Raw genomic sequence first — 26,444 nt, 5'->3', positions numbered from 1 at the left:
TCGCGCGGTTGCCGAATCCCCCGACATTGAGGACAATCTTGGCGTTTTCCACCCGTCGATGCGGTCCGTTTTCCTCTCGTGGCGCGGACGCCCCCTTGGTCCGATGAACACGAACCCGCAGTCCGCCATCACGCTCAGCATTTCGATCGTCGTCTACCGGCCCGACGCCGCCTTGCTCGCGCGCACCGTCGAGACGCTCGAAACCGCGCTCGCGCAACTGCATGACGTCGCCGGCCGCCCGTGCCTGTATCTGATCGACAACGGCAACCCCGGCGAACTCGCCGACCTGCCGCCGACCTCCGACGCCGAATTCGACACCGTCGTGCTGAAGGGGCACGGCAATGTCGGCTACGGCCGCGGTCACAATCTCGCGATCGAACGCGCGCAGAGCCGCTTCCATCTGATCCTGAATCCGGATGTCGAACTCAATGCCGACGGCCTGCGCCGCGCGCTCGCCTTCCTGCGCGATTCGCCGCAGACGGGCCTGCTCGCGCCGTGGATCGGCGGCGACGATGGCCGTCAGCAGTTTCTCTGCCGCCGCTATCCATCCGTGTTCGATCTCTTCGTGCGCGGTTTCCTGCCGTCCGCGCTGCGCAAGCCGTTCGCGCGGCGGCTCGCGCGCTACGAAATGCGCGATGTCATCGGCGAAACCGACATCGTGTGGGACCCGCCGATCGTGAGCGGCTGCTTCATGCTCTTTCGCACCGATGTGCTCACCTCGCTCGGCGGCTTCGATCCGCGCTATTTTCTCTATTTCGAGGACTACGACCTGAGCCTGCGCACGCGTCGCGTCGCGCGCATCGCGTATGTGCCGACGGTGCGCATCCTGCATCACGGCGGCGGCGCGGCGAAGAAGGGCTCGACGCATATCAGGCTGTTCGTCACGTCCGCGTACCGGTTCTTCAGCCGCTTCGGCTGGAAGTGGCTATGAGCGAAACCGGCCGACGCATCGCGATCACCGGCGCCAACGGCTTCGTCGGCCGCGCGGTGAGCCGTGCATTGCTCACACGCGGCATCGCCGTGACAGGGCTCGTGCGGCGCGACGCGCAATGCGAGCCGGGCGTCGACGCACGCGCCATAAACAGCCTCGACGCGCTCGCGCCGGACGCGTTCGCGGGCTGCGACGCGGCAATCCATCTCGCCGCGCGCGTGCACGTGATGGCCGATGCGAAATCGCAGGCGCGGGCGGTGCTCGACGCCTATCGGGCCACCAACGTCGACGGCACGCTTGCCGCCGCCGACGCCGCGCGGCGCGCGGGCGTCACGCGCTTCGTCCTGATGAGCAGCATCAAGGCGCTCGGCGAGCGCGATCCGGGCCGGCCCTTCACGGAAGACGACGAACGCGATCCGCCCGATGCCTACGGCGTCTCGAAAGCCGAAGCCGAAGTGAAGCTGCTCGAATTCGGCAGCCGGACGGGACTCGAAATTGCGGTCGTGCGGCCGCCGCTCGTCTACGGCCCCGGCGTGCGCGCCAATTTTCTGGCGATGATGCGCGCGATCGCGCGCGGCCTGCCGCTGCCGCTCGGCGCCATCGATGCGCGGCGCAGTCTCGTTTCCGTCGACAACCTCGCGAGTGCGACCATCGAATGCGCACTGAATCCGGTCGCCGCGGGCCGCCTGTTCCATGTCACCGACGGCTACGATCCAGGCGTGGCGGAACTCGCGCGCAAACTCGGCGAGCATCTCGGCAAGCCGGCGCGGCTCGTGCCGGTGCCGGCCGGGTTGCTGCGCGGCATCGCGTCGCTCACCGGCAAGACGGCGCAGATCGATCGCCTGACCGGCAGCCTGCGAGTGGATTCGCAGCGCATTCGCGACGCGCTCGGCTGGCAGGCGCCCCAATCGCTCGACGAAGGGCTCGCCGCCACGGCCGCGTGGTTTCGAAACAGCCAGTCATAAAAGTAAAAAAGTTAAAATACACGCTGTTTCGACATCGGCATTGCAAGACTTCTGACAGCTTCTGTCAGCGCGATTTTCCTTATTCGTCAGATATTTAAAATAAAAGCTGGCGAGCGTTCGCGTATGCTTCGGGTTTTCCGAGAAAAAGAATTGCCAGACGATCCGGGCCTCGTTTAGACAACTCGATGACATTGCATGCTGCTTTCGTATTTTGACGCTTCGCCGCTGCTGACCGCTACAGCGGTCGTGGTATTGGCGTTCGCCGCGTGCGCGCTGATTCTGCAGACGCTGATCCGCACCGGCCTCGCGTGGCGTCTCGCCACCGATATCCCCAATGAGCGCTCGCTGCACGAGCGGCCAACGCCGCGCGTCGGCGGCTGGGGCGTCGTGCCGGTCGCCGTGATCGCGCTCGTGCTCGCCGCGCCGTCGATGTGGCTCGTCGCCGCATGCGCGGTCTTTCTCGCGGCCGTGTCGCAGATCGACGACCGCCGCGGGCTGCCTGCGCGCGTGCGCTTCGCGGCGCATATGGTCGCGGTCGCGCTCGTCATCGTCGCGCATCCGGCGGACGTGCCGTGGTGGGCGCTCGCGCTGGTCGGCTTTCTGATGTTGTGGCTCGTCAATCTCTACAACTTCATGGACGGCTCCGACGGGCTCGCCGGCGGCATGGCGCTGTTCGGCTTCGGCGGCTACGCGCTCGCCGCGCTCGCCGGACCCGCGCCGCACGCCGATCTGGGTCTCGCGAGCGCGGCGATCGCGGCTGCCGCGGCCGGCTTCCTGACCCTCAATTTCCATCCGGCCCGGATTTTTCTCGGCGACGCCGGGTCTATTCCGTTGGGTTTTCTCGCCGGCGCGCTCGGATACTGGGGCTGGCAGCGAGGCGCGTGGCCCGTCTGGTTTCCGGCGGTCGTGTTCTCGCCGTTCATTGCGGATGCGTCCGTCACGCTGTCGCGGCGTCTCGCGCGTGGCGAAAAATTCTGGCAGGCGCATCGGGAGCATTACTATCAGCGCATGGTGCGCTCCGGCGTCGGACACGCGCGTACCGCGCTTGCATGGTATGTGCTGATGTTGGTGGGCATAATGCTCGCCAACTGCGCATTGCGCTTTTCCTTCGCAGGGCAGTGGGCGGCAGTGGCGGGCTGGGCCGTCGTGGTCGTGGCAGCGGGCGCGGCGGTGGATGCGCGTTGGCGGCGTCATGAGACGCGCCATTCCGAACAAACTTGAGGGGCCGGGCTGATGAATCGAATAAAAGCATCATGGCTATCGGCGGGCGCATTCCTCTTCGATCTGGCCGCCGTGGCCGGTTCCTGGCTTGCCGCGTATGTGATCCGCTTCAACGGCGCCGTGCCCCACGACTTCCGCGAAGGCGCGCTCGCCGCGCTCGTCTGGGTGCTGCCGGTCTACGCCGTCGTGTTTCGCGTGTTCGGTCTCTATCGCGGCATGTGGGTGTTCGCGAGCCTGCCCGACCTGATGCGCATTTCCAAGTCGATCATCGTCGGCGCGCTCGTCGTGATGGTGGGCGCGGTGATGTCGCAGCCGATACCCATCATTCCGCGCTCGGTGCTCATCGTTTCGCCGCTGCTGCTGTTCCTCGCGATGGGCGGCGCGCGCGCGCTGTATCGCGCGGCCAAGGAGTTCTATCTGTACGGCGGCCTCGTGGGGCAGGGCAAGCCCGTGATCGTGCTCGGCGCGGGCACGGCGGGCGCGATGCTCGCGCGTGAACTGGCGCGCTCGAGCGAATGGCGCCTCGTCGGCATGCTCGATGACGATCCCGGCAAGCAAGGCCGCGAAGTGCTCGCGCACAAGGTGCTCGGCTCGTTCGGCGATCTGCCGCGCATCGCGGAGCAACTGAAGGTCGATTACGTGATCATCGCGATTCCGTCGGCGTCGGTCGAGGAGCAGCGGCGCGTCGCCACGCTGTGCGTGCGCGCGGGCGTCAAGGTGATGGTGCTGCCCGCGCTCACGCCGCTCACGCAAGGCCAGAACTTCCTGTCGCGCGTGCGGCAGATCGACCTCGAAGACCTGCTCGGCCGCGAGCCGGTGAAGATCGACATGCCGCACGTCGAGCAACTGCTGCACGGGCGCGTCGTGATGGTGACGGGCGCGGGCGGTTCGATCGGCTCGGAGCTGTGCCGGCAGATCCTGCGCTTTGCGCCGGCCCAACTGGTCGCCTACGATCTCTCCGAATACGCGATGTATCGTCTCATCGAGGAGTTGCATGAGCGCTTTCCCGAGTGCTCGGTGATTCCGGTCGTTGGCGATGCGAAGGATTCGCTCCTGCTCGATCAGACGATGGCGCGCTTCACGCCGCACATCGTCTTCCATGCGGCGGCCTACAAGCACGTGCCGCTGATGGAAGAGCAGAACGCATGGCAGGCGGTGCGCAACAACGTGCTCGGCACGCTGCGCGTCGCGCGCGCGGCGATCCGCCACGACGTGCGCCACTTCGTCCTGATTTCCACCGACAAGGCCGTTAATCCGACCAACGTGATGGGCGCGAGCAAGCGTCTCGCGGAGATGGCGTGTCAGGCGCTGCAGCAATCCGCGCCGCGCACGCAGTTCGAGACGGTGCGTTTCGGCAACGTGCTCGGCAGCGCGGGCAGCGTGATTCCGAAGTTCCAGCAGCAGATCGCGAAGGGCGGGCCGGTCACGGTCACGCATCCGGAGATCACGCGCTTCTTCATGACGATTCCCGAGGCCGCGCAGCTCGTGTTGCAGGCGTCGAGCATGGGGCGTGGCGGCGAAATCTTCATTCTCGACATGGGCCAGCCCGTGAAGATCGTCGATCTCGCGCGCGATCTGATTCGCCTCTACGGGTTCTCGGAAGAGCAGATCCGCATCGTGTTCACGGGGCTGCGTCCGGGCGAGAAGCTGTACGAGGAACTGCTCGCCGACGACGAAACCACTACGCGCACGCCGCATCCGAAGCTGCGCATCGCGCAGGCGCGGGGCGTGCCGGATCATTTCATCGACGAACTGTTGCCGTGGCTCATGCAGCATCGCGTGCTGTCCGATGAAGAAGTGCGCCGCGATCTGCGCCGCTGGGTGCCGGAGTATCAGACGACGACGATGCCCGTGCTGCAGAGCGTGCAGGTCGCGAAGGTGGCGGCCGAGCGCGGCGCGGCGGGCTGACGCGGGCGGTCACGCATGACGACGCTCGACGAAGTTCATGCGCTGACCCACGCGGGCTCACTGTTGTCGCAGAGCGGCGAGATCGTCGCGCCGTACGATCTCGAAGTCACGCATGCCGACGCCGCCGGTTTTTCCCCGCTGCCCGCCGATATCCTGAACGCGGGCCGCGCGCCTTTCGAGGCGGACTATGCTAGCGCGAGCCGCGTTCATCTCGTCAACGCATTCGGCGTCACGCTCGGCGATTCGATCATCGGGCTTTCGGCGCTCTTCGCGCTCAGGCGTCTGCATCCGCATCTCGCGTTCACGATCTACCGTCCGGCGCGTGCGCCACGCTATGTGCAGCGTCTTTACGAACTCGCAGCGCCGCGTTGTGGCGATATCCTCGACTTGCCCGTGCCGCTCGCGCGTCTGCCTTTCGATGAGCCGAAGATCGATATCGGCAATCAGCTTTTCTGGCCGCGCTTCGCCTCGATGCCGATGATCGATTTCTTCTTATGGGCGCTGGGCGTCGCGCCGCAGAGCATCGATGCCGATGACAAACGCAATCGCTGGCTCGCCAATGTGCCTCTGCCCGCGTGTGCAAGCGAGCCGTACGCGCTTTTCTGTCCCGACGCCAGTACGCCGGTGCGCAGCATTCCGGCGGCGGTGCGTGCGGGCATCGTCGCGCGGCTCGCGGATGAAACCGGCCTGCCGGTGATGGGCTTCGGCGCGGTCGAACATCCGCGCTATCGCGACATCGCGTCGCTTTCCGTCGATACGGATGATTTCCTCGCGTGGGTAGGCCACGCGCGCTATCTGGTGACGGCGGATACGGCGGCGCTGCATGTCGCTGCGGGTTTTGGCGTGCCGACGACCGCGTTCTTCACGACGATTCCCGCGTTCATGCGCGCGCGCGATTACGCGAACTGCGTCGGAGTGGACATGCCGCTGCCGCATCTGCAAGGCGTTCATGCGAGCGCGCGGCCGGCGGATCTTCATGCGGTCGAATGTGCGTATCGCGAATACGATTGGCGCGCGATGCCGTTCGCAGAAAACCCTAACCCCGCCCCGCACCGCCACCGACCTGAAACGTCGGCAACCGCGCATACAACTCCGCCACCCAGTCGATGAACACCCGCACGCGCCGCGGCTGATGGCGATTAGCGGCATACAACACCGATACCACCCGCGGATACGACGGATAGTCGCTGAGCACTTCCCTGAGCGCCCCGCTCTTGATGAGCGGCGCGAGCGTATAGCTGGAACTCTGAATCAGCCCGAGCCCCGAGACCCCCGCCGCGATATACGAATCGCCATCATTGACGGCGATCTTGTGCTTCATCGCGACGGTGCGCGTCTCTCCATCGACGACGAACTCCCAATTGCGCACGCGCCCCGAGTTGTTCAGCACATAGCCGACAGCGAGATGCTGTTCGAGATCCTCCAGCGAAGCCGGCTCGCCATGTTTCTCGATGTAGCCCGGCGCGGCGCACGTGATCTGCGTATAAGCGCCGACGCGTTTCGCCACGAGCCCGACATCACCGACCGCGCCCACGCGCACGACGCAATCGACCGCTTCCTCGACGAGATCGACTTGCCGGTCCGTGAGCAGCAGCTCGACGCCGATATCCGGATACGCCGCGAAGAATTCCGGCAGCGCGGGAATGATCGTGTTCTTCGCCATCACCTGCGGCAGGCTGACTTTCACGTTGCCCTTGGGACTCAGCTTCGAATGCGAGAGCGACGCTTCCATGTCGTCCACTTCGCCCAGCACGCGCACGCAGCGCTCGTAATAGGCCTCGCCGTCTTCGGTGATGCTGATGCTGCGCGTCGTGCGATTGATGAGGCGCGCGCCCAGATGCGCTTCGAGCGCCTGCAGCGTGCGCGAGACGCTGGCGGGAGGCAGGCGCAGGGCGTCGGCGGCTTTGGAGAAACTGCCCGCCTCGACGACCCGCGCGAAGACTTTCATTGCAAGAAAGCGGTCCATGCTCGGGGTCCGGAACGTAATCGCGCGCCCCGAACGGCGCGCGCGAAGAATCAGCCAGCTTTTTCAAGCGACGATCATACTTGGGTTCGCCCGCGCCCGCGCCGTTTCAGAACCCGAATCCCTGGCAGAGCCACCCCGAGTAGTGTTCGATCATGCGTTGAAACGGCGCGTGATGACCGTAGGCGATCGACGAAACCGCCAGCAGCCCGACGCCCGCGACGAGCGCACGCGGCATCTTGCGCGGCCGATCGAACACGCGCGCGAGAAACAGCCCGGCGATGGCCGCGCCGAGCACCCAGCCCGCGACGACTTCGGCGGGCGTGTGGGCGTCCTGCATGATGCGGCTCGCGCCGATCGCCGCCGCGAGCGCCAGCCCGCCCGCCGCGCCCAGCCGATACCACCCGCCGCCGAAGCCGCCGAACAGCAGTCCGCCCGCGACCGTGTAGATGGACGCGGCGAGCATCGTGTGACCGCTGATCATGCGCAACTGGATGGCCGTTATTTCGACGCCGCAGCCGGCGTAGAGAATCTTCGAGAGACCGACGAAGCCCATGCCGATCGCGAGCAGCACGGCCCAGCGCAGCGCGAGGCGCGTGTCGACCGAGCGCAGCCACAGTGCGCAGACGAGTGCGAGCGGGAGCAAAAAGGCCGCGTCGCCGAGGTTCGAAAGGATCCAGAGTACCTTTGATTCCATGCGTATCCGTTGTAGGTAATCTCGCGGGCCCGTCGAACCCGCTTATGCGCCGTCGCCCTGTTTTCGACGGCCCGCCAGCCGGTATTCGGTCGGCGAGATGGAAAGCCGCTTGCGGAAGATTTTCGCGAGGCCGTCGCCGCTGCCCGCACCGCATCGCCGCGCGATCTTGTCGACCGGCAGATCGGTTGCGGCGAGCAGCATGCAGCTCGCATCGAGCCGGGCGCGCAGCAGATATTCCGACGGCGTCAGCCCGATCTGCGCCTTGAAGCGGCGCAGGAAATTGCGCTCGCTCATCGCGGCGACGCGCGCCGCATCCGTGATGGAGATCGGCCGCACGTAGTTTTCGCGAATCCAGCGCGCGGCCGTCTCGATCTTCTGGCGCACGCCGCCAGCGTCGGCATCGTCGAGCACGGTCGCGAGCTTTTGCCACGCGCCGGGAATCGAACGCTCCGACACTTCCCGCGCGACCGCCGCGCCGTGATCGCGCTTGACGATCGACAGCGCCGCCGCGATCGGTCCTTTCGGATCGTCGAGCGTGAGCGTCTGCTCGGCGATGAACAGCGGGTTCGTCAACGTGGACGTGAGCGCGGGCGAGCGCGCGTGCTCCGCGGACTTCGGCGTGAAATCGAGCGAGCGGTTCTGCACGGAGAGACTGGCCGCGGCGAGAATATGCGCGCCTTCGCCGATCGCCTTGATGAACGGGATCTTCGGCGCGATGCGGCCCAGGCGCTTTCTCAGCGCCGCGTCGTTGCGCGCATGCCGCGCGCCCACGCCGCCCGCGATGAAGAGCGCATCGCACTCGTTCATCCAGCGCGTTTCGAGACTCTCGGTCCAGATGCGCATCGAGCAACTGCTCGCCACGCTGCCACCTTCGCTCGACAGGAACAGCAGCGAATAGTTGGGGGACGCCGCACGCCCGGCGGCATCCGCGGGCAGGCGAACCTGATTCGCGAGCGAGAACACCTCGGAGATCGAACTGACTTCGACGAGCGAAAAGTCCTCGAAGATCAGAATGCCGATCCGCTTCTCCGCGCTGGCCATATCGGCGGGCGGCGCGTCGGGCGCGACGCCGCGCACGACCTGAAGCCTGCCCGAGCCATTGGCATACACCATCGACGTCTCCCTGTGCGGACCGGAGCCGGCATGTCGGCGGCGTGTCCCGGTCCCATCCATGAAGGAACGAAAGTACGGGAAAGCGAGTTACATGGCTCGCACTATACGCGGCGCCCAACAGTCCCCGGGCCGCAAGTCCGAAATTGACGAACTGTTGGCAGATGATCTCGATACGCGGGGAATATGCTCGCATCATCCGTGACGTCTGATGAAACCGGACGATCGCGGCGGAAGGTTTCTTGGCGGAAGGGGCGGGCGGCGCGCAGCAATGTGCGCCGTTTGTCCTTCCGGCGCGCGCGTTTGCCGGGGATCAGCGGAAGTAGGCCTTGGTGTTCTCGTGTACGTCGGCGCGCGCGAGCAGATCGTCGGCGCCAAGCCAGAGATATTCGCTGTGTTGATCGAAACGTCCGATCGGCACGCTGCCGCTCAAGGTCATCGCGTAGGCGAGCACGATGTAGTGCGTGCCGATGTCCGACGCGCCCGCGAAGTTGTCCTCGTAGAGATGTTCGTACACGCCGAAGAAGCGCGTGGCCGAACGCTCCGCGCTCGCGACGCCCAGCTCGTTGTGCACGATGCGCCTGAACGCGGCGTCGAGCGTTTCATCCTTGACGATGCGTCCGCCCGGCACGAACCAGGTGCCCTGCGCCGGGCGGTTGCGGCGACGGCCCACGAGAAAGCGCCGCTTGCCGTCGGTGACGATCAGATCGATCGCCACGAGCGGCGTCAGTCTAACCACCGTCAGAAAATCCCCGTTGCTCAGCATCTTCGCTCCGTGTCTGTCGCGCGCTCAAGCGCACACGATGACGCCTGCGCCGCCGCGCGACCGTGCGCGCGGGCACGCGGCGGCGTGTTTTGTCCGATCGATCGGGGAGGTCGATTCTCACAACTGAAACATCCGACGGATGCCGCCACGCGGATCCCGCAGCACGTAAGGGCAGCAAACTTGACCGATCCGCCGTTGCGGTCACCGCACTAAATCCCGCTGCCGCGAACGCCGACGGTTCGCACAAAATAAAAACCATTCGCCCGATGATTACGCCGTCGGACATTCGGTCATTCGAAAAACGGCGTCGAGACGTGCGCCGCCGCAAATATATGAGGCGCACATGGAAATGAACGCCCGCCCGGTCCGCGTGCACGCGGCGTCGCAGCCACGCACACGATATTGCGCCGCAGCATCTCAATTCATATGAAAACACCGCATTATGTCGTTGAATAAAAATCGCCAGGGCGATCTGAAAATCAGGTTTCGTCCTCGCGTTCGATTAATTGAAAATCGCGGTTAATCGAAAGGCGATCCAGTCGTGCCTTTAAATAGGCTAATTAAATGTTAATTATTCGGGGTTTATAAATGTAACGATAAAGCCAAAATTTTCCGATTTCATCGATTCCACCGGTCGCAAAGCCGGAGATCGATGTTTCATTTTTGAATCAATTTCAATGATCCTACCGGGCCGCTACGCTGCCCGGAGAGCCGCACAGGGCCGTGTATCATGGCGTCTGGGTCATCTGGCTGTCCGATCCGGCGGCTCGGCGGGCGAATTGCGCTAACCTCTGCAGGCACACTTTGTATGACAAAACCAATCGTATTTTTCATCCACTGAAAAATGCGGGGTGTCGCGATTTGGAAATGGCATACCAATGTGCGGTCACCCTCACAGCGGAACAGATTCTGTCGTTCGAACGCGAAATTCCAGAGCACAAAAAACATTGTCTGCTTATTATTCAAGCCAGCGGATCGAATCCGCCATCACTTCGTTCCAATCGGTCACGGCAACCCGGCGGAGTTCGGGATAGTCCATTGATGCGCCGCAATGGCCGAGAAACTCTTCCGCGCACTCCAGGAAACAAAGCAGCAGAGGATGACCATGCCTTACGCCAATGTAGAACCCGCAGTCACGGGTTGGACACCACCCGCGACGAGAGCCTCGCAGGCCGAGGTCCGCCGCATCGCAATCTTGCTGTTCGACGGTTTTTCCCTGCTCGGCGCGGGGATCGTCGCGGAGGTCTTTCACATGGCGAACGAGTTGTCGTCTGCGAAGTCCCGGCCGGACTGCACCTATGACGTGCGCTTCCTGTCGGTCGAAGGCGGCAATGTCGCGTGCTCGTCGTCGGTGCGCGTGTGGACCGACGGCCTCGATGCGCGTCATTACGGCGGCTTCGACGCGCTCTTCGTCGCGGGCGGCCGCGGCGCCGACGACGCCGCGAAGGACGATCGCATCATCGAGTGGCTGCGCCGCGTGCAGTCGAAGACGACGGTCGTGCGCGCCATCTCCGAGGGCCGCAAGGTGCTCGACGCCGCCGGCATCGGTCACGCGCAGGAGTCGCAACGCTACGGCAACGCGATGGTTCATCTCGTGCGCGACGAGCAGCAGGGCGATGCGGGCGACCGCTACGAATCGATGAAGGGCGCGCTCATCATCGTCAAGCGCGATCTGGGCATCGACGTGTCGCGCAGCGTGGCCGAGCGCCTGATGCCGGGTTCCGCCGCGAAGCTGGTGTCGATTCTCGGCGACAGCGGCGCGGCGTCGGCGGGCGACAAGATCCGCGCGGCGGCGCGCTGGTTGCAGGACAACTGTGAACGGCCGATTTCGGTCGTCGATGCGGCGCAGGTGGCCGCGATGAGCGAGCGCAACTTTTTGCGCCGCTTCAAGATCGAGATGGGCATCACGCCATCCGATTATTTGCTGCAGGCGCGTCTCGCCGTGACCTGCGCGCTGCTGACGGATTCGGAACTGCCGGTCGACAAGATCGCGCGCAGAAGCGGCATGGGCAACGGCGACAGGCTCGCCAAGATCTTCCGCAAGCGTCTTCTGATCTCGCCGACCGAATACCGGATGCAGAGCAGGCGCGAAGCGAACGGCTGAAACGCGCGAAGTGTGACGCGGGTCGCTGACACGCCAACTATGGCGTAAAGCGTCGGACATTTGGCCGGACCTCATCGGTTCGGCACTTAATCATTCCCGGACGGCTCACGCCGGCCGGATGAACATGCAGGCAGGAGTCCTTTATGACGAATGAAGCACGCACGGAAGGTGGAGTGGCGCAGGGAGCGGCAGGTGTGGAGGCGGGCCCGGCCGTGATGGCCGGGCCTTGCCGACGCCTCGTCCCCGTCATTCTCGCCGGCGGCTCGGGCACCCGCCTGTGGCCGATGTCGCGTGAACAATTCCCGAAGCAGTTGATCGGCGTCATCGGGCATGACTCGTTGTTGCAGGCTACGGTTTCGCGGCTGAAAGGCTTCGCGGGCGACTTCAAGGTCGACGGCGAGCCGATCATCGTGTGTGGCGAGGAGCATCGCTTCACTACCGAGGAGCAGATGCGCGAGAGCGGCGTCGACGCGCACATCATCGTCGAGCCGGCGCGCCGCGACACTGCGCCCGCGCTCACGCTCGCGGCGCTCGCCGCGGTGAAGAACGGCGCGGACGCGATCATGGTCGCGATGCCCGCCGATCACTCGATCGCCGATATTCCCGCGTTGCATCAGGCGATCGCGATCGCGGCGGAGCACGCGGAGCGCGGCGTGATCGCCACGCTCGGCATTCCGCCGACGCGCCCCGACACCGGCTTCGGCTATATCCGCCTGGGCGCGGCGCTCGATGACGGTGCGCACACGATCGACCGCTTCGTCGAGAAGCCCGCTGCAGAACTCGCCGCGCAATACGTCGCGGCCGGCACGTACTGGTGGAACAGCGGCATCTTCGTCGTGCGCGCGAGCGTGTGGCTCGCGGCGCTCGGCCAGCTCAATGCCGACATGCTCGCGGCCTGCACGGCCGCGGCGAACGAAGGCGAGGACGACGGCAAGTTCTTCCGTCCGCAGGCCGCGCAGTTCGGCCGCGCGCCGTCCGATTCGATCGACTATGCCGTGATGGAGCACATCGGCACGCCGAGCAAGCCGTGCGACGGCGTGGTCGTGCCGCTCGTCGCGGGCTGGTCGGATCTCGGCTCGTGGGACGCCGTCTGGGACGCGATGGACAAGGACGAATCCGGCAACGTCGCGAGCGGGCGCGTCGTGTTCGAAGGCGCGACGTCGAGCTATGCGCGCTCCGAGGGCGGGCGGCTCGTCGCGTGCGTGGGCACGACCAACGTGATCGTCGTGGAGACGGATGACGCCGTGCTGGTCGCGGACCGTTCGCGCGTGCAGGACATCAAGGGGCTGGTTGCGCGCATCCGCGAGCAGCATGCGCCCGAAGCCGACGCGCATCGCAAGGTGCGGCGTCCGTGGGGTTTCTACGATTCGATCGAGCACGGCGAGCGTTTCCAGGTGAAGCGCATCGTGGTGTCGCCGGGTTCGAAGCTGTCGCTGCAGATGCATCACCATCGCGCGGAGCATTGGGTCGTCGTGTGCGGCACGGCGCTCGTCACGCGCGGCGAAGAACAGTTCCTGTTGAGCGAGAACGAATCGACGTTCATTCCGCTCGGCGTGCGGCATCGCCTGGAGAACCCGGGCAAGGTGCCGCTCGAAATCATCGAAGTGCAGTCCGGCAGTTATCTCGGCGAAGACGACATCGTGCGTTTCGACGACAACTATGGGCGATGCAACTGAAGTTTGAAGCGCGGCGGGAGAGACTTGTCTGCAACGGCTTTCATCGAGAAAAGACGGGCACACGCGAAGAGGAGACAGGCGGGGCGGTAAAGGGCTGATTGCGTTCGGGGAGAGGAAATGCGCGATTTACAGGGATTGCTCGCACGCCTGTTCGACGTCTTGATGATCGTCGGCGGCGCGGCGGTAGCGTCGCAAATCAGGTTCGAGTACATCGAGGCTCACACCTATTCGATGGCGTTCGTCGCATTCGCGGCGGCGTTTTCGCTCGCCCTTTTTCCTGGCTTCGGCGTCTACCAGTCGTGGCGCGGCCGCAGCAAGCTCCAGCTCGCCTGTCAGGTGTCGCTCGGCTGGCTCGTCGTGCAAGGCTGCGCGCTCGCGCTGATGTTCTCCCTGCATCGTCTCGACTATGTGTCGCGGCTCTGGTTCGCCTACTGGACCGCGATGTCCGGCGGCCTCATGATCGCCGGGCGTCTCATCACGCATGTGATCCTCGCGCGCATGCGCAACGCCGGCATGAACCTGCAGGAAGTGGCCGTGATCGGCTGCGGCAGGCATTGCGATTCGATACTGCGCAAGATCGAGCGCTCGCAGGACACCGGCTTTCGCGCGAGCGTGGCCTTCAACGCCGCGCCCGGCAAACGGCTCAACACGCGCGTGCCGGTCTACGACAATTTCGATGCCTTCGTGAGCTTCGTGCGCGCGCAGAACGTGCACGAAGTGTGGCTCGCGCTGCCGCTTTCCGAGGAGCGCACGATCCTGCGCTTCGTGAACGAGTTCCGCGACGATCTCGTCAACGTGCGCTTCATTCCCGACGTGCGCAGCCTCGCGCTCTTCGAAAGCGGCGTGACGGACCTGCTCGGCCAGCCCGCGATCAATCTGGTCGCCTCGCCGATGTCGCCGTCGGCGCAGTTGCAAAAGGAACTCTTCGACCGCGCGTTCGCGCTCGGCGCGATCATCGCTGTCGCGCCGTTGCTGATCTGCATCGCGCTGGCGATCAAGCTGACATCGCGCGGGCCCGTGTTCTTCAGGCAACGCCGCAAGGGCGCGGACGGCCGCGTCTTCACCATCTACAAGTTCCGTTCGATGCGCATGCACACGGAACAGGCCGGAGTGCTCCGCCAGGCCACGCGCGACGACCCGCGCGTGACCCGCGTCGGAGCGTTCCTGCGCCGCACCAGCCTCGATGAGCTGCCGCAGTTCTTCAACGTTCTGCGCGGCGACATGTCAGTCGTGGGCCCGCGTCCACACGCGCTCGAACATGACGACCTGTATCAGAAGGTCGTATCGGGGTATATCCATCGTTACCGGATCAAGCCAGGCATTACCGGCTGGGCCCAGGTCAACGGTTTTCGTGGAGAAACGGATCGGATCGAAAAGATGGAAGGACGCGTCGCTCACGATTTGTACTACCTGGGTAACTGGTCGTTCGGACTCGATATGAGAATCATCGCCGCAACGATCTTCAAGGGACTACGCCACACCAACGCTTACTGAAGCAGGGGACGACCATCATGCATAACCAACAACAACCAGGCACCACCTCCATGGCCGCCAATACCAACGTGTCGCGTATCTTCCGCCTCACGAGCCTGGCTGCGGCAGCTTCCATCTCCGTGATCCTGACCGGCTGCGGGCTCGCACCGGGCATGCACATGGAAAAGCCGGCCGCGCTCGTCGAGACGTCGAACGACCAGGGCGATCCGGCGAGCACGACCAACATTCCGATCATGCAGATCGATGCCGCTCTCGTGAAGAAGATGCGCACCGCGCAGCCTTCCGCCGCGACCGATCCGAACGCGTCGCTCTACGGCAAGCCGGGACCGTACAAGCTCGGCATCGGCGACGTGCTGCAGATCACGGTCTGGGATCACCCCGAGCTCGCTGCGGCGCTGGGTCAGCCGCTCGCTCAGGCACGCACGTCCGATGCCGCGCCTGGCTTCGTCGTCGATGCGGAGGGCAACATCCAGTTCCCGTACGTGAGCAAGCCGCTGCACGTCGTCGGCAAGACCGAGACGCAGGTGCAGCGCGACCTGTACGCGGAGCTGTCGAAGGTCTTCGTGAAGCCGCAGGTGACGGTGCGCGTCAATTCGTTCCGTGCGTCGCAGGTGTATATCGACGGCGACGTGCGCACGCCGGGCGCGCAGCAGATCAACGACATTCCGATGACGCTCACCGAGGCGGTCGGCCGTGCGGGCGGCTTCGCGCCGACGGCGGACCAGAGCCGCGTCACGCTGATCCGCGATGGCGTCACGTACAAGATCAACATGGCCGGCATGACCGCGAAGGGCCGCAGCCCGTCGGACATCATGCTCAAGCCGGGCGATGCGCTGCGCGTCGATTCGCGCGACGAAAACGGCGTCTACGTGATGGGTGAAGTGACCCGCCCGGCAACCGTCATTCCGATGCGAAGCGGCCGGCTCTCGCTCTCGGACGCGGTCTCGCAGGCGGGCAGCTTCAATGCGGAAACGTCGGACCCGCGCGAGGTGTACGTGATTCGCAACGGCGCGACGGACCAGCCCGAGGTGTATCACCTCGACGCGCATTCGCCGGTGTCGATGCTGCTCGCGAACAACTTCGAGCTGCAGCCGCATGACGTCGTCTACGTGGACAACAACGGCCTGGTGCGCTTCTCGCGCGTGTTGAACCTGCTCCTGCCGGCGATCAACGCGGGTCTGACGGCGGCCGTGCTGACGAAGTAAGCGTCTGACCGGCGCGCGCGGGGGCGCGCCGGGAAATCATTGTTCGACTTAAAAAAAGCAAGCGAGCGAGATCATGGCGATGAACTTTGATTCACGATACGCGGACGTATCGACGGGCGACGAGTTGCGGCTGTCCGACTATCTGGCGGCGGTGATGCGCAACTGGAAGCTCGTCACGGTCGTGATGCTCGCCGTGATCGCGCTCGGCACCGCTTACGCCTACACCGCGACGCCGGTCTACAAGGCGGACGCGCTGATCCAGGTGGACGACGGCAACAAGAACAACAACACCAACGTCAACCTCAACGCCAACGCGAACACGGTTCAGCCGCTCCCGCAGATGGCCGATGCGAAGTCCGCGACCGCCGCGCAGATCGAGCTGCTGCGCTCTCGTATGGTCATCGACGACACGGTGCGGCGCCTGCATCTCGACATCGGCGCGGCGCCGCGCGGCTTTCCGGTCGTGGGCGCGTTGATCGGCAACGTGCTTTCGAAGTTCGGCATTCCGCTACCGCCGGGTTATCTGTCGCGCTTCGCGTGGGGCGGCGAGCAGATCGACGTGCCGCTCTTCGATACGCCGAAGGATCTCTACGAGAAAAAATTCACGCTCGTCGCGGGCGAACACGGCGCTTATGTGGTGAACGATCCCGAAGGCGTCGCGATCCTGTCGGGCCGCGTCGGCGAGCAAGTGTCGGGAATGACGCCGCACGGACCGGTGACGCTCAAGGTCGACCGGCTCGTCGGTCATCCGGGCGTGCAGTTCGAGTTGCAGCGTTTCTCGACGCTCACGACCATCGACCGTCTTCAGCAGCGTCTCGCCGTGGCGGAAACCGCGCTGCAATCCGGCATCATCGGCGTATCGCTGGAAGGTAGTAATGCGAAGGAAATCGCGCAGATCGTCAACAGCATCGTGAACCGCTACGTGCAGCAGGACGCGTCGAAGCGTTCCGCCGAATCGGAGCACACGCTCGCGTTCCTCGATCAGCAATTGCCGCTCGTGAAAAAACAGCTCGACGAATCCGAGCAGCGCTATAACACATTCCGCAACAAGCAGGGCACGGTGGATCTCACCGAGGAAAGCCGTCTCCTGTTGCAGCAGATCGTCGATAACCGGACCAAGCTCACGGACCTGCAGCAACAGCGCGCGGAACTGTCGCTGCGCTTCACGGCGAATCATCCGTCGGTGCAGGCGCTCGATGCGCAGATCGCCGCGCTCACCGCTGCGCAGACGCGCCTCGGCAAGAACGTGTCGACGCTGCCCGATACCGAGCAGACCGCGCTGCGCTATATGCGCGACGTGCGCGTGAACACCGAGCTGTACACGAACCTCCTCGCCAGCGCGCAGCAACTGCGCATCGTGAAGGCGGGACAGGTCGGCAACGTGCGCATCGTCGATCTCGCGCAGGCCGCCGATGACCCCGTGCGCCCGAAGCGCATCCTCGTGATCCTGATCTCGGCGGGCATCGGCCTCGTGCTCGGCGTCATCGTCGCGTTCATCCGCAAGGCGCTCTATGGCGGCGTCGAGCGTCCGGAAGACATTGAACGGCAACTGGGCACGCGTGTTTTCGCGATCGTGCCGCGCAGCACGCAGCAGCTTCGCCTGCAACGCCAGGTCGGCATGCGGCGCGAAGGGCTGCACGTGCTCGCCGCGCAGGCGCCGGAGGATGCGGCGGTCGAAGGCATCCGCAGCCTGCGCACGTCGCTGCAACTGCAACTCGGCGAAGCGCGCAACAACGTCGTGATGATGACGGGCTCGCGTCCGGAAGCGGGCAAGTCGTTCCTCTCGGCGAACCTCGCGACGCTGGTTGCGTCGACGCGCAAGCGCGTGCTGCTGATCGACGGCGACATGCGCCGTGGCGATATCCACTCGCACTTCGGCGTGCGCCATTCGCCGGGCCTCTCGGACGTGCTGATGGGCGCCGACGTAAGGAGCACGATCCTGCACGACGTGCTGCCGGGCGTCGATCTCATCACCAAGGGTTCGCTGCCCTCGCATCCTTCGGAGCTGCTGGCGAGCGACCGGCTGGGTGAAATCCTCGCCGAGCTGAAGCAGTACTACGACCTCGTCGTCATCGATACGCCGCCGGTGCTCGCCGTGACCGACGCGACGGTGATCGGCAGACACGCGGGCACGAGCCTGCTGGTCGTTCGGCACGGCAAGAATCAGGTGCAGGAGATCGGCGAAACGATGAAGCGCCTGCATAACGGCGGCGTGCACATGAAAGGCGTGCTGCTCACCGATGTGCCGCAGTCGAAGGTGCTGATGGGCAGCACCTACGCCGGATATTACGGCTACGAAAGCATCGCGGAATGAAAGCTCCGGCATCCGGGCGCGCCGGCCCGGATGCTCAATACGGCGACTTGTAGATATCGCGTGCGCGTGCCGGGTTGTTCGCCGCGGGAGCTTTCAGACCCGGCGGCACCGGATAGAGCGTCGCGGCCGCGCTCCTGGGCATCATCATCGACTTGGCGTCCGCGTTGCGCCCACTTGGGCGAAGCCGCGCGCCTCCCGCAGGATTTCCCACATAACCGTTCTGTTGCGCGAGCAGCTTGTCCGTCGAGGATGCGTCGGCGACATCGCCCGCGTGCGCGGCCGTAGGCGCGAGAGCGATCATCGTCATCGACAGCAGGGCCGTGCGTAGCGCGTGCTTCATGATCTCCTCCGGGTGTTTTCGATGCGTCGGCGCGCATGCATGAAAACAGCATATTGCGCGCCGCCGCCGATCGACGCCAAAAGCCATGCGCGAGCGGCCATTTCACGCGGGCGGGCGCGCGTCACGGCGGCGCTTTCGGCGCGGCGAAAGCGGGCGTCGTTATAATCGCCGTCCGACCTGGTTTTTTGGCTGTCCGCCCGTGAAAAAGCTCATCGCTCTCGCCGTTGCTTCGATCGTCCTCACCGCCTGCTCGTCCGCCGAGAAAGAACAGCAGAAGGAACGCACGTTCCTGCTCTCGCAGCAGTCGCTCGATACGGCGCAACGCAATGCGACCATCGCATGCCGCGACGCCGCGCAGTGCGACGCGGCGTGGAAGCTCACGAAGACCTACGTCGAGCAGAATTCGAAGGAGCGACTGACGCGCGCCGACGATGCCGCCATCGAAACGGACGTGCCTTCGGGTTCCGGCAAGCCGGTGTTTTCGGCGACGCGCATCGCCAGCGGCAATGGCGCGACCATCTCGCTCTTCGCGCAATGCAAGGGCATGTTTGGCGATGAACGCGCGCGAGGCTCCGACTTCGACGACTGCGCGACGAAGATCATCGCTGTGCAGAACGGTTTCGCGCCGTATCTGCGGGCGCATATGCCCGCTCAGTGACGCAGGGGCACTATCGATTGCGCGGGTAGCGACGCGTCCTGCGGCACGCCATAGAAGGGCGTCGCGTGCTGCGCGGGCCGTCCGGCCGCTTCGGCGGCGCGCACGTGCATCGCGTGCGAGATGCGCGCATACGACGCGACGACCAGCCCAAGCGCGACGCCGAACACGAGCCCCGAGAAACGGTCGCCCAGCGGATTGCCGCCGATTGATGTCGCCGGCAGCGCCGCGAGCACGAAGAGCGCGCGACCGAGCACGGGCAGACCGGGCGCATCGGGTGTGCGATGCCGCCACGCACGATACGCCATCGAGCCGCGCCAGAGCGCCCACAGGATCGCGATCGGCAGCGCGAGACCGAACAACAGACCGCCCGCGAAGAACTGATAGACCCAGAAGTCGTGGCCGGCCGTCCATTTGCGGATCGCGTAGTCGTGGCCGTAGCCCATGCCCACGGTCATCGAGAGCGCCGATGACATCGTCTGCTCGTACTGATCCTTCATCTCCGCAAGACGCGTGATGGTGGCCGGATCGCGGACGATTCGTGCATCTTGCGCGAATGGCACGTGCTGCGCCCATTGCTCGGCGACGGCCGGGAACAACGCCGCCGAGGCCGCCGCCGTCGCGCCGAGCAAAGTCAGGATCATGACCGCGCGCAGGCCGCGGGTGAAGAACGGTCTGATCGACGGCGCGGCGAGCCACGTCGCATAAGCGAGCAGCAGCACGGTGCCGACGAGCACGCTGCGCGTCATGCTGACGAGTTCGATGGCGATGGTCGCGAGAAACAGCAGCACGGCGAATATCGTGATGCGCTTCGCGAAGACGAACTCATGCAGCAAGAGCCCTTGCAGGCAGAGGAACGTGACCGGGACGCCGATCGCGCCGACATTCCCGATCCCGCCGTCCGCCGCGATGCCGACGCCGTAGCCGAACACGAGCGATGCGATGATCGACCAGACCATCGCGCGTTCCATCTGTTCGAGACGCTGCGGGTCCCACGGACGGCAGCCCACGAAAAACCCGAGCAGCATCAGCAGGAACGGCAGGATCACGCGCAGATAGTTGCCCGGATCGTTGCCTTGCAGCCATTGCGTGGCGACGCTGCCGACGAGCGTCAGCAACAGGAGCGCGGTGACGAGCGTGCGCATGCGCGAGCGTCGCGCGAAGCGTGGCGCGATCAGCAGGATCGCGCAGGCCGCGGCCATCGAAGCCACGGTGAGCAGTATCTCGACGACCTTGCTGTACGGCCCCGCGCCACGGAAGACGAAGGCGAGCGGAAGCAGACAAAGCCAGATCCAGACGACGGCGAACTTGTTGCGCATGACGTCCCCGGAAAACCCCGTATTTTTGCGATCGAATATATCAGCGGCCCTTCGCGTGCGCCGTGGCGGCGGCGTCTCGCGACTAGGCTTCGGCGCGAAAGGACGGATGCGCATGTGTGCCGCAGCACGTTTCTTGCGGTGGAGGCGCGCGTGTCGGGCGTGTGTCCGCAAAGCACGGGATTCTGGCGGACCGTCCCGGTTTTCCCGACCGAAGATTGAATCGCCGGAAGCGGTTCGGTCCGGCGTCGGACCACTCAATAAGCGCGATGTGCGTGCGCGTGCCGGTACGAGGTCACCCGCATCTGCGGGACAAGCAGGCCCACGAGGACGCGCGGCTTCGGCCGCGCGAGCCATACGAGAACGAGCGACCCTCGCAGAAGGGGAACGGCACGGGCCTGTTCGGCGCGACACGCATGCAAGGACCCGATCGGTCGATCGAAGTCGATTTCATCCGGGGACTCGCGATCATCGCCGCGCCTGCACGCGTGCTTCGGCGCGCGCGCCACTTTTGCTCACGACTAGCCATTCGGACTAGGTGCATGGAGACGACCAAAGGCCGATGATATGCTTCATCGCAAGATCGCACAGGATAACGAAACGTCTGCTGCGAGCAATGACTTGCTGATGGAGGACAATCATCATGCCGACTATGGCTGCGCGGTACATGCTTTCGGAGTATTGGGATGGGTTTCTACCGGTCGATCCGGCCGTCATCGCGCGCGCCGCAGACGTGACGGTCGAGCACGATCCCGGGCTGGGTGAGGCTTTCGGACGCTTCGAATTCGTGGATGGAAGGCCGCATATCTATACGAACCCGAATGAACCGGACGTGCGTCAGCGCTTCACTATCGCTCATGAGTTGGGGCACTACGCGCTCGAACATGGCAACTGGTTCATCGACACAGAGAATGAATTTTCGAAGGTGCAACTCGATACGGTCGAAAGGCAAGCCAACCTTTTTGCACTCGAATTGCTGATTCCCAGTTGTGCCGTCGAAATTCTGCTCGGCAAGAGAAACATCAGCAGCTTCCGGACGTTGACCGAGATGTTCAAGGTCAGCGACCTCGCACTGGAATTCAAGCTTAAGAAACTGGGATGGGCGCCATGACTGCTGGATCACGAAATGACCAACGCCGACGCGGTGAAACGCCTGTCGGTCAGACCGATTTTTCGAGCAAGGAGTTGTCGATCAGGCGTTTGTCTCTGGTAGAAGAATACATCGCGGACCGTCGGCAATATCGAAAATTCAGGCACATTGCATTCTTTGGGGTCGCTGGTTTGATCATCACGCTCGTCGCCATTCTTGCTTTGTGGATTCGCTCGTTCGGCCTGCGGATTTTCGGCGGATCAGTGCAGATCGACCACTCTCAGGCGTTGTTGTTTATTGCGCCGATCGTTGTTATTGCTTCGCTGGTTGCGGTGTCCCTGCTTCCGACCGTCCGACTGGTGTTTCGTGAAGGCGATGGCAAGGAAGACGACAAAGACAGTCTTACAATCTGGCAGACTCTGGTCAAGGAGCTGGCCGACCTGCTCAAGCAGTACGTGGGCCGATCCCGACCCACCGCATGACATCAGGCAACCTCACCCTCACCCAGGAGACTCCCATGTCCGACATGCTCAGCATCTCCACCCCAGACGGCAATTTCGACGCCTACGTTGCGTACCCCGCGCAAACGCCCGCGCCCGCCGTGGTCGTGATTCAGGAAATCTTCGGCATCAACGCCGACATGCGCGAAACCTGTGACGAATACGCGCGTCAAGGCTACGTCGCGCTATGTCCCGACCTGTTCTGGCGGCTCGAACCGAACGTCGAGCTCACCGACCGCACCGAAGCCGAATGGCAGCAGGCGCTGAAATACTACAACGCGTTCGACGTCAACACGGGCGTCGAGGACATCGCGGCGACCATCGGCTTCGCGCGCGGGCTTTCGCAGGTGCAGGGCAAGATCGGTTCGGTCGGGTTCTGTCTCGGCGGCCTGTTGTCGTTCCTGAGCGCCGCGCGCACCGACGTCGATGTTTCGGTTTCCTACTACGGCGGCGGCACGGACCAATATCTCGCCGAACTGCCGAAGATCAAGGTGCCGCTCATGCTGCATCTCGCCGAAGAAGACGAGTTCATTCCCGCCGACGCGCGCAATCGCGTGCTCGCGGCGGCGAAAGGGCATGCGAACGTCGAGGCGTTCACGTATCCCGGCTGTCATCACGCGTTCGCGCGCAACCAGGGCGCGCATTACGATGCGGCAGCCGCGCAGCTCGCCAACGGCCGCACGGCAGACTTCTTCAGCAAGCATCTGAAGTAAGCGAGGCCGCAAACGAAAACGCCGCCCGGAGCGGGGCGGCGTTCTCATCGCGGAAAAAAACGTTCATTTCTTCGCGGTATGCGGCCGGCGGAACACCAGCCAGCGCGGCGCCTTGAAGCGCACGATGCTCATGTAGAGCCACACATACGTCGCCGCGAACACGACGACGAAGCAGAACAGATGCACCGTGTGCCGCCAGAAAAGCGTCGCGGGAATCACCGCGATCAGGCACAGCAGCCACAGATACGGCGACGTGAGCGAATTGCGCCGCGTGAGTTCGTGCGCGTTCTTCGCGCCCACGGCCCAGCGCATCAGCCGCTTGTAGACGAGCATGTGCAGATGCACGCCGTCCGGAATGCCCGGCGAGATGCCGCGAATGAACTTCTTCCGGTAGATCGAGAAACACGTCTCGAAGATCGGATACATGAAGAGCAGCACCGGATACCACGCGGAAACATCGCGGTTGCGCATCACGAGCATGATCGAGAGTTCGCCCAGCATGAAGCCGACGAAGTACGCGCCGCCGTCGCCGAGAAAGATCAGGCCGGCGGGGAAGTTCCAGATGAAGAAGCCCATCACCGCGCCCATCATGATGAGCGAGCCGGACAGCACGACCGGATCGTGTACCTGGAACGCCACGTAGGCGAGCGAGGCGAACATCATGAAGCCGACCATCGACGCGAGGCCGTTGAAGCCGTCGATGATATTCACCGCGTTCGCGAGCGCCGCGACCGCGAGAACCGTCACCGCGCACGAAATGATCGCGTAGGACAGCAGGAAATCGAGCGGCGGCACGCTGATGCGCGTGACCGCGATATTCAGGAACGCGTAGGCGAGGCCCGCCGCGGCCATCGTGCAGATGAGGCGGGCGAGCGGCGAGACGCGCTTGGTCAGGTCTTCGATGAGCCCGGAGAGAAACGCCGGCAGCCCGCACGCGACGATGCCGAGAATCCCGCCCGACACGGCCGGATAGCCCCATCGCAATTGCACGGCCGATGCCGTCAGCCCGCACAGGATGCCGACGCCGCCGATGCGCGGCACCGGCCGCGCGTGAAACTTCTGCACGCCGGCGAGATCGGTGTCGCCGAGCACGCCCTCCTGCAGGTGTGCGAAGCGCACGATCAACAAGGTCACGAGCAGCGAGACCAGAAAAGCAAGCGCGAAACTAAGCATGAAATAGAACCGGTTGGGGGAAGCAGGCCCGCATCGTCGAACACGGCGACGCAGGCCGCAGCGAGACTTTACGCGAACCCTTGCGGATTTTGCGACTGCCAGCGCCAGTGATCCGCGCACATGCGTTCGATGCCGTGCTCCGCGCGCCAGCCGATCAGCTTCGCGGCGGCGGCCGGATCGGCGTAACAGGCGGCGATGTCGCCCGGACGGCGCGGCACCAGCTCATACGGCACCTGCTTGCCCGACGCCGCCTCGAACGCCTTCACGACATCGAGCACGCTATAGCCCTGGCCCGTGCCGAGATTCACGACGAAGCTGCGGTCGAGCGTCTTCAGCGCATCGATGGCCGCGATATGCCCGCGCGCCAGATCCACCACATGAATGTAATCGCGCACGCCGGTGCCGTCGTGCGTATCGTAGTCGCTGCCGAACACGCGCAGGCGTTCCAGCTTGCCGACCGCCACCTGCGCGACATACGGCATCAGGTTGTTCGGAATGCCCGCCGGATCCTCGCCGATCAGACCGCTCTCATGCGCGCCGACCGGATTGAAATAGCGCAGCGTCGCGATGCGCCACGACGGATCGGCGACTTCGAGGTCGCGCAGAATCTGCTCGGCGATGAGCTTCGACTGGCCGTAAGGGTTGATCGCCGAAAGCGGAAACGATTCGTCGATCGGCACGCTTTGCGGCACGCCGTAGACCGTCGCGGACGAGCTGAACACGAAGTTGCGCACGTTGCGCGCTTTCATCACGTTGAGCACGGCGAGCAGGCTGCCGATATTGTTGCTGTAGTACTCGACCGGCTTCGCGACCGATTCGCCCACGGCCTTCAGCGCGGCGAAGTGAATCGCGCCGGTGATCTCGTGCGCGTCGAAGATGCGGTCGAGCGCGGCTTCGTCGCGCGCATCGGCTTCGTAGAACGCGACGCTTTTTCCCGCGATGCGCTCGACGCGCTTCAGCGCTTCAGCGCGGCTGTTGACGAGATTGTCGATGACCACGACGCCGTAACCCGCGCCGAGCAGTTCGACACACGTATGCGAACCGATGAAGCCCGCGCCGCCCGTGACGAGAATCGTGCCCTTCGTACCTGTGTTCGGCGACTGATTGCCATTCATCATGCGTTCTCCAAAAGACTCGAATCAGAGTGAAATGCCGGTAATGGCATGTATTGTGCCCTTGTAGCGCTCGACGACATTTTTTTCGTCGAACTCGTGGGTGACTTTGGCGCGCCCGCGCTGCGCCATCGCTTCGCGTTCATCGTGGGAGAGCGTCAGCATGCGTTCGAGCGCCTGCGTCAGGCTGTCGGCGCTCTTCACCTCGCAAAGCAGGCCGTTCACGCCGTGCTCGACGACCTCGCGGCAGCCGGGCACATCGGTGGCGACGATCGGTCGGCCCATCGCCGACGCTTCCATCAGCGTGCGCGGCACGCCTTCGCGATACGAAGGCAGCACGACGCAATCGGCTTCGGCCACGAGCGGGCGCACATCGTTCGCTTCGCCCAGATATTCGACGATATTCTCCGCCTCCCACTTCTGCACGTCCGTGCGGCTGATCGCGCTCGGATTGTCGACGCCGACCGGCCCCAGCAACTGAAAACGCGCGTGCGGAAATTTCGCGCGAATGCGGCGCGCGGCTTCGACATATTCCGCGACGCCTTTATCCCACAGCAGCCGGCCGATCAGGATGAACACGAAATCCTCGCGCGCGGGCAGCGGCTGAAACGCGAATTCATCGAGATCGACGCCTTCGCCATGCAGACGCCGCGCGCGATCCGGATGCGCGAGCAGATTCTCGTGCAGGAACGCGTCGTGATCGTCGCGATTCAGAAACCACACTTCGCGCGGAAAGCGGAACGCAAAACGGTACAGCCGCTTGGCGACCTGCGCCGTGCGGCTCTTCTGGATGAACACGTAGCCGAGACCCGTCGTGACGGCGATCGACGGCACGCGCGCGAGCATCGCGGCCAGCGATCCGTAGATGTTCGGCTTGATCGTGTAGTGGAACACGATATGCGGACGCGTCGCGCGATATTCGCGATACAGCGCGGCGAGCGTCTTCAGATCCTGACGCGGGTCCGTTCCCTTCGACGCCACCGGCAGTTCGACGCAGCGGCAGCCCATTTCCGTGAGCGGCTCGAAGGTGCGGTCGCGCGGCGCGATGATCGTCACTTGCGCGCCGCGCGCGGCCAGCATGCGCAGCACGCCGCGCCGGTAGGTGTAGATCGCCCACGCCGTGTTGCACACGAGGGCGATGCGAAGCTTCGACTTTTCTTTCGTCATCCGGAAGAGCGCTCAAACATTGGT

Annotated in this window: 23 protein-coding genes; 14 read left to right on the top strand and 9 right to left on the bottom strand. The window is 64.4% G+C overall.

The features are described from left to right. The first annotated feature begins 103 nt into the window (after positions 1 to 103). From AWB80_RS21335 to AWB80_RS21315, 5 genes are all read left to right on the top strand, one after another. Positions 104 to 931: a glycosyltransferase family 2 protein gene (locus tag AWB80_RS21335; protein ID WP_061176647.1), complete on the top strand. Its 828-nt coding sequence runs from the start codon at positions 104 to 106 to the stop codon at positions 929 to 931. Beyond that, positions 928 to 1,896, top strand: coding sequence for an NAD-dependent epimerase/dehydratase family protein (locus tag AWB80_RS21330; RefSeq protein WP_061176646.1), 969 nt, complete (start codon positions 928 to 930; stop codon positions 1,894 to 1,896). Before AWB80_RS21335 ends, AWB80_RS21330 begins: the two co-directional genes overlap by 4 nt. A 195-nt stretch (positions 1,897 to 2,091) precedes the next feature. Beyond that, positions 2,092 to 3,117 carry an MraY family glycosyltransferase gene (locus tag AWB80_RS21325; protein WP_061176645.1) on the top strand — a complete coding sequence of 342 codons (1,026 nt, stop codon included), beginning with the start codon at positions 2,092 to 2,094 and terminating at the stop codon, positions 3,115 to 3,117. A 12-nt stretch (positions 3,118 to 3,129) separates the two neighbouring features. Then, positions 3,130 to 5,025, top strand: coding sequence for a polysaccharide biosynthesis protein (locus AWB80_RS21320; protein WP_061176644.1), 1,896 nt, complete (start codon positions 3,130 to 3,132; stop codon positions 5,023 to 5,025). A gap of 15 nt (positions 5,026 to 5,040) precedes the next feature. Next, the gene (locus tag AWB80_RS21315) at positions 5,041 to 6,135 is read left to right on the top strand and encodes a glycosyltransferase family protein (RefSeq protein WP_061176643.1); all 1,095 of its coding nucleotides are present in this window, start codon (positions 5,041 to 5,043) and stop codon (positions 6,133 to 6,135) included. On the opposite strand, the gene AWB80_RS21310 is transcribed toward AWB80_RS21315, so the two are convergent. From AWB80_RS21310 to AWB80_RS21295, 4 genes are all read right to left on the bottom strand, one after another. After that, positions 6,062 to 6,991: a LysR family transcriptional regulator gene (locus AWB80_RS21310; RefSeq protein WP_061176642.1), complete on the bottom strand. Its 930-nt coding sequence runs from the start codon at positions 6,989 to 6,991 to the stop codon at positions 6,062 to 6,064. The two genes, AWB80_RS21315 and AWB80_RS21310, sit on opposite strands and share 74 nt — an antisense overlap. Before the next feature lie 106 nt (positions 6,992 to 7,097). Continuing rightward, positions 7,098 to 7,685 carry a phosphatase PAP2 family protein gene (locus AWB80_RS21305; RefSeq protein ID WP_061176641.1) on the bottom strand — a complete coding sequence of 196 codons (588 nt, stop codon included), beginning with the start codon at positions 7,683 to 7,685 and terminating at the stop codon, positions 7,098 to 7,100. A 42-nt stretch (positions 7,686 to 7,727) separates the two neighbouring features. Beyond that, positions 7,728 to 8,798: a GlxA family transcriptional regulator gene (locus AWB80_RS21300; protein ID WP_061176640.1), complete on the bottom strand. Its 1,071-nt coding sequence runs from the start codon at positions 8,796 to 8,798 to the stop codon at positions 7,728 to 7,730. A gap of 310 nt (positions 8,799 to 9,108) precedes the next feature. Next, positions 9,109 to 9,561: a GDP-mannose mannosyl hydrolase gene (locus tag AWB80_RS21295; protein WP_061176639.1), complete on the bottom strand. Its 453-nt coding sequence runs from the start codon at positions 9,559 to 9,561 to the stop codon at positions 9,109 to 9,111. A gap of 1,105 nt (positions 9,562 to 10,666) precedes the next feature. Here AWB80_RS21295 and AWB80_RS21290 point away from each other — a divergent pair. The 5 genes from AWB80_RS21290 to AWB80_RS21270 all read left to right on the top strand — a co-directional run bounded on the left by AWB80_RS21290 (position 10,667) and on the right by AWB80_RS21270 (position 18,354). Next, positions 10,667 to 11,665 (top strand): GlxA family transcriptional regulator, encoded by a 999-nt coding sequence (locus AWB80_RS21290; protein WP_061176766.1) that lies wholly within the window; start codon positions 10,667 to 10,669, stop codon positions 11,663 to 11,665. Positions 11,666 to 11,808: 143 nt separating this feature from the next. Further along, positions 11,809 to 13,341 (top strand): mannose-1-phosphate guanylyltransferase/mannose-6-phosphate isomerase, encoded by a 1,533-nt coding sequence (locus AWB80_RS21285; protein WP_061176638.1) that lies wholly within the window; start codon positions 11,809 to 11,811, stop codon positions 13,339 to 13,341. Between the two features lie 117 nt (positions 13,342 to 13,458). Then, entirely contained in the window at positions 13,459 to 14,835 is a 1,377-nt protein-coding gene (locus AWB80_RS21280; RefSeq protein WP_061176637.1) for an undecaprenyl-phosphate glucose phosphotransferase, read from the top strand. 50 nt (positions 14,836 to 14,885) lie between these two features. Continuing rightward, positions 14,886 to 16,040 (top strand): polysaccharide biosynthesis/export family protein, encoded by a 1,155-nt coding sequence (locus AWB80_RS21275; protein ID WP_061176636.1) that lies wholly within the window; start codon positions 14,886 to 14,888, stop codon positions 16,038 to 16,040. A gap of 73 nt (positions 16,041 to 16,113) precedes the next feature. Then, positions 16,114 to 18,354 carry a polysaccharide biosynthesis tyrosine autokinase gene (locus tag AWB80_RS21270; RefSeq protein ID WP_061176635.1) on the top strand — a complete coding sequence of 747 codons (2,241 nt, stop codon included), beginning with the start codon at positions 16,114 to 16,116 and terminating at the stop codon, positions 18,352 to 18,354. 34 nt (positions 18,355 to 18,388) lie between these two features. Here the strand turns inward: AWB80_RS21270 and AWB80_RS21265 are convergent, their stop codons facing one another. After that, positions 18,389 to 18,694: a hypothetical protein gene (locus AWB80_RS21265; RefSeq protein ID WP_061176634.1), complete on the bottom strand. Its 306-nt coding sequence runs from the start codon at positions 18,692 to 18,694 to the stop codon at positions 18,389 to 18,391. Between the two features lie 199 nt (positions 18,695 to 18,893). Between AWB80_RS21265 and AWB80_RS21260 the strand changes: the two genes are divergently transcribed. After that, positions 18,894 to 19,352 (top strand): hypothetical protein, encoded by a 459-nt coding sequence (locus AWB80_RS21260; protein WP_061176765.1) that lies wholly within the window; start codon positions 18,894 to 18,896, stop codon positions 19,350 to 19,352. Here the strand turns inward: AWB80_RS21260 and AWB80_RS21255 are convergent. Continuing rightward, complete coding sequence (locus tag AWB80_RS21255; RefSeq protein WP_244206642.1) at positions 19,346 to 20,668, bottom strand: hypothetical protein; 1,323 nt, start codon at positions 20,666 to 20,668, stop codon at positions 19,346 to 19,348. The two genes, AWB80_RS21260 and AWB80_RS21255, sit on opposite strands and share 7 nt — an antisense overlap. 664 nt (positions 20,669 to 21,332) lie before the next feature. On the opposite strand from AWB80_RS21255, the gene AWB80_RS21245 reads away from it, so the two are divergent. From AWB80_RS21245 to AWB80_RS21235, 3 genes are read left to right on the top strand one after another with little or no spacing between them, the layout of a single operon-like run. Beyond that, positions 21,333 to 21,776: an ImmA/IrrE family metallo-endopeptidase gene (locus AWB80_RS21245; RefSeq protein ID WP_061176632.1), complete on the top strand. Its 444-nt coding sequence runs from the start codon at positions 21,333 to 21,335 to the stop codon at positions 21,774 to 21,776. Next, entirely contained in the window at positions 21,764 to 22,237 is a 474-nt protein-coding gene (locus tag AWB80_RS21240) for a hypothetical protein (protein WP_061176631.1), read from the top strand. The genes AWB80_RS21245 and AWB80_RS21240 overlap by 13 nt, the downstream gene beginning before the upstream one ends. A 35-nt stretch (positions 22,238 to 22,272) precedes the next feature. After that, positions 22,273 to 22,968: a dienelactone hydrolase family protein gene (locus tag AWB80_RS21235; protein WP_061176630.1), complete on the top strand. Its 696-nt coding sequence runs from the start codon at positions 22,273 to 22,275 to the stop codon at positions 22,966 to 22,968. Positions 22,969 to 23,031: 63 nt separating this feature from the next. On the opposite strand, the gene AWB80_RS21230 is transcribed toward AWB80_RS21235, so the two are convergent. The 3 genes from AWB80_RS21230 to AWB80_RS21220 form a co-directional block, all read right to left on the bottom strand. Beyond that, on the bottom strand, positions 23,032 to 24,141 hold the full coding sequence (locus AWB80_RS21230; protein WP_061176629.1) for an MraY family glycosyltransferase: 1,110 nt from the start codon (positions 24,139 to 24,141) through the stop codon (positions 23,032 to 23,034). 68 nt (positions 24,142 to 24,209) lie between these two features. Next, complete coding sequence (gene galE / locus AWB80_RS21225; protein ID WP_061176764.1) at positions 24,210 to 25,256, bottom strand: UDP-glucose 4-epimerase GalE; 1,047 nt, start codon at positions 25,254 to 25,256, stop codon at positions 24,210 to 24,212. Between the two features lie 24 nt (positions 25,257 to 25,280). Then, positions 25,281 to 26,420, bottom strand: coding sequence for a glycosyltransferase family 4 protein (locus AWB80_RS21220; protein ID WP_061176628.1), 1,140 nt, complete (start codon positions 26,418 to 26,420; stop codon positions 25,281 to 25,283). Between the last annotated feature and the right edge of the window lie 24 nt (positions 26,421 to 26,444).

Origin of the sequence: Caballeronia pedi, assembly GCF_001544915.2 — a bacterium.
GTDB classification, from domain to species: domain Bacteria; phylum Pseudomonadota; class Gammaproteobacteria; order Burkholderiales; family Burkholderiaceae; genus Caballeronia; species Caballeronia pedi.
The sequence above is the reverse complement of the archived record's forward strand: the minus strand, read 5'-3'. Positions and strand labels throughout refer to the sequence as shown.